The 2,803-nt window shown below is 32.6% G+C and carries 2 protein-coding genes; one reads left to right on the forward strand and one right to left on the reverse strand.

The window, feature by feature from the left end:
* Positions 1–83: 83 nt before the first annotated feature.
* Positions 84–2,441 (forward strand): PEP/pyruvate-binding domain-containing protein, encoded by a 2,358-nt coding sequence (locus tag ACJDTP_RS27220; protein WP_406762981.1) that lies wholly within the window; start codon positions 84–86, stop codon positions 2,439–2,441.
* A gap of 191 nt (positions 2,442–2,632) precedes the next feature.
* Here the strand turns inward: ACJDTP_RS27220 and ACJDTP_RS27225 are convergent.
* Positions 2,633–2,803, reverse strand: a 171-nt coding sequence (locus tag ACJDTP_RS27225; RefSeq protein WP_406762982.1) for a transposase, incomplete at its 5' end; no start/stop codon positions are given.

Genomic DNA, 2,803 nt, shown 5'->3' on the forward strand with positions numbered 1-2,803 from the left:
TAATAAGAGGTGTAATGTTCGTTAGAAAGATAAATAGTTTTCTATCAAATGTTACAACTAGATTATACAAGGAGGTATTTAAAATGTTGGATATGATCAAAAGCTTTAAAGAATTAACCCCTGAACTCCAATCACTTGCAGGCGGAAAAGGATGTATGTTATCAAAAATGTTTCAAGCAGGATATCCTGTTCCTGACGGATTTGTGATTTTACCATCCGCTTTTAATGAGAATAATCTTAATGAGGATGCTTGGAATAAAATCAAACATTATTTAAAAGAAATTAGAAAAGATAATGAAAGTGTTTTATTTGCAGTAAGATCATCTGCTTTAAGTGAAGATTCTGCTCAAGCTTCTTTTGCAGGAGAATTTGAAACAGTTTTAAATGTTAATACAGATGAAGAAATTCAAAGCGCAATATATGAAGTTTTTAGCTCGAGAGAATCAGAAAGAGTAAAAGCGTACAGTTCAGTTCAAGGAATGGATCAATCTCATCAGATAGCGGTAGTGATTCAAATTATGATACAGTCTGAAATTTCAGGAGTATTATTTACTGCTGATCCAATTACAGGCAGTCACGAGAGCATGACCGGTAATTTTGTATTTGGATTAGGAGAACAGCTTGTATCAGGAGAAGCAAATGCATATCCATTTAATATTATGAGGCCCAAAAGAAAATATGAGGGGCCACCTGAATTTAAGAAATATGCCTCAGAGTTATATAAATATGCATCTAAACTTGAAACAGAATATGGTGCTCATCAAGATATTGAATGGGCAGTATCAAATGGAAAATTATATATATTACAAGCAAGACCTATTACAACCTTGATAACTGGTAATCCTGATACATATGAATGGAACGATACTTTGGATGGGGATTTCCTCTGGACCAATACTAATGTTGGAGAAGCAATGTCTGATGTTTTCACTCCCCTAAGCTGGTCTATAATAAGGGCTTTAGATGAAGAACAAATGACTATTCCTGGATACTATTTATTTTCAGGCAACATTTGTGGAAGAGCATATACAAACATCAGTTATGCATTGTCTTTATACCCTGCCTTCGGCAAAGATATTAAGAGTCTAATAAAAACAATGAGTGAAGTCTTTGGTCAAATGCCTGAAGAAATAGAAATTCCTATTTATCCATTTTCAAAACTAGGCTTGATAAAAGGGATGGCTCCAAAATTAAAACATCGTTTAAAAAATATTATTAAAGCTTCTAAGGAAATTCCAGAGCATTTGAATGAATCTCCAAATTTGTGTAGGAGGATGACTGAAACTATTAAAGAAGTAAAGACAAAAGAAGAATTAATTGATTTATGGAAAACTGAAATTCTACCTTTTAATTTTAAGGCTTTGTGGATTGCACTTGCTGGTGGAAGAAAAATGATCATAGCTAATAAATTAAAGGATGAGTTAATAAAAGTAGCAGGAATTGAAGATACAAATACACTTATGTCTAATTTTAGAGGAGATTCATCACTCGAGAGCCTTGGACCTATTATTGGTATATCAAAGATTATAACTGGAGAAATGAATCGTGAAGAATACAGAATAAAATACGGACATCGTGGTCCACATGAGTTTGAATTATCCATACCTCATCCTGGAGAAGATGAAACTTGGCTTGAAAAGCAGATAGACGAATTTAAGAATTCAAACACAGATGTAGAAAAGCTTCTTAATAAACAGCATGATCAATATGAAGAAGCTCTCAGAAGATTAAAAGAAAATTTTCCTAAAGAAGCTAATAATTTTGAAAAGAAAATTGTAAAAGTGGCTGAAGCAGCTCGTCTTAGAGAGTCTGTTCGTTCAGAATGGACTAGAGCATTTAGAGTTAATCGTGCTTTTGCACTAAAAGCTAGGGAACTTACAGGCATAGGAAATGATATATTTTTTCTTTACATCAATGAAGTTTTAGATTTGCTTTCAGGAAATGACTTAGCATTAAATCATATTGCAGTTAGAAAGAAAAATTATAAAAAATATAAATCACTTCCACCATTACCATCAATTATTCGAGGAAGATTTGATCCCTTTAAATGGGTAAAAAATTCTAATAGAAGAGTTGATTACTATGATGAATCTATGCCTATTACTGCACAAGATTCTGAAACTCTTAAAGGTTTTGCAGGAGCATCAGGAAAAATCGAAGGAGTTGTGCGTATTTTAACAAATCCTGAGGAAGGAGAAAATCTTAAAAAAGGTGAAATCTTAGTTGCGTCAACTACTAATGTTGGATGGACACCTCTTTTTCCTAAGGCTTCAGCAATAATTACTGACATTGGAGCACCGTTATCCCATGCTGCTATAGTAGCCAGAGAGCTTGGTATTCCAGCTGTTGTTGGATGTGGCAATGCTACTACAAAGCTTAAAACCGGAGATAAAGTCATAGTTGACGGTGGTCATGGAGTGGTACAAATTTTAAATAGTTGATTAAATATAAAATGCTATATTACATGGCATAAAATAGGGAGTGTCGCAAAATGATTAAATTTTAATCAGGAGCGATGCTCCTTTTCGGTTTAAGCCAGCAAATCTCCAAATATTTGAAATACAATATTAATTATTTAAAGAATTCTGATTTTTAAGCACACTAAAATAAGCCTAGTTAATTTATTCCATAATTAGGCAGTAGGTTTCAATTCATGAAGATGATTCTGAGTTTTTTCATTTTGTATTTTTGAATGTAATTTGTTAATATTGTAACCAAAACAAAGCAAAATAAATTCAGTTTGAACGCTATTTTTTCCACGTGTTAAAAATCTATTGAATTCATAATCACTTTTTAGAACTCC

Source organism: Candidatus Clostridium helianthi (assembly GCF_045310795.1).
Classification (GTDB): Bacteria; Bacillota; Clostridia; order Clostridiales; family Clostridiaceae; genus Clostridium; species Clostridium helianthi.

Coding starts and splice junctions, on each gene's coding strand:
- ACJDTP_RS27220 (WP_406762981.1), top strand. CDS start 84: ATGTTGGATATGATCAAAAGCTTTAAAGAATTAACCCCTGAACTCCAA.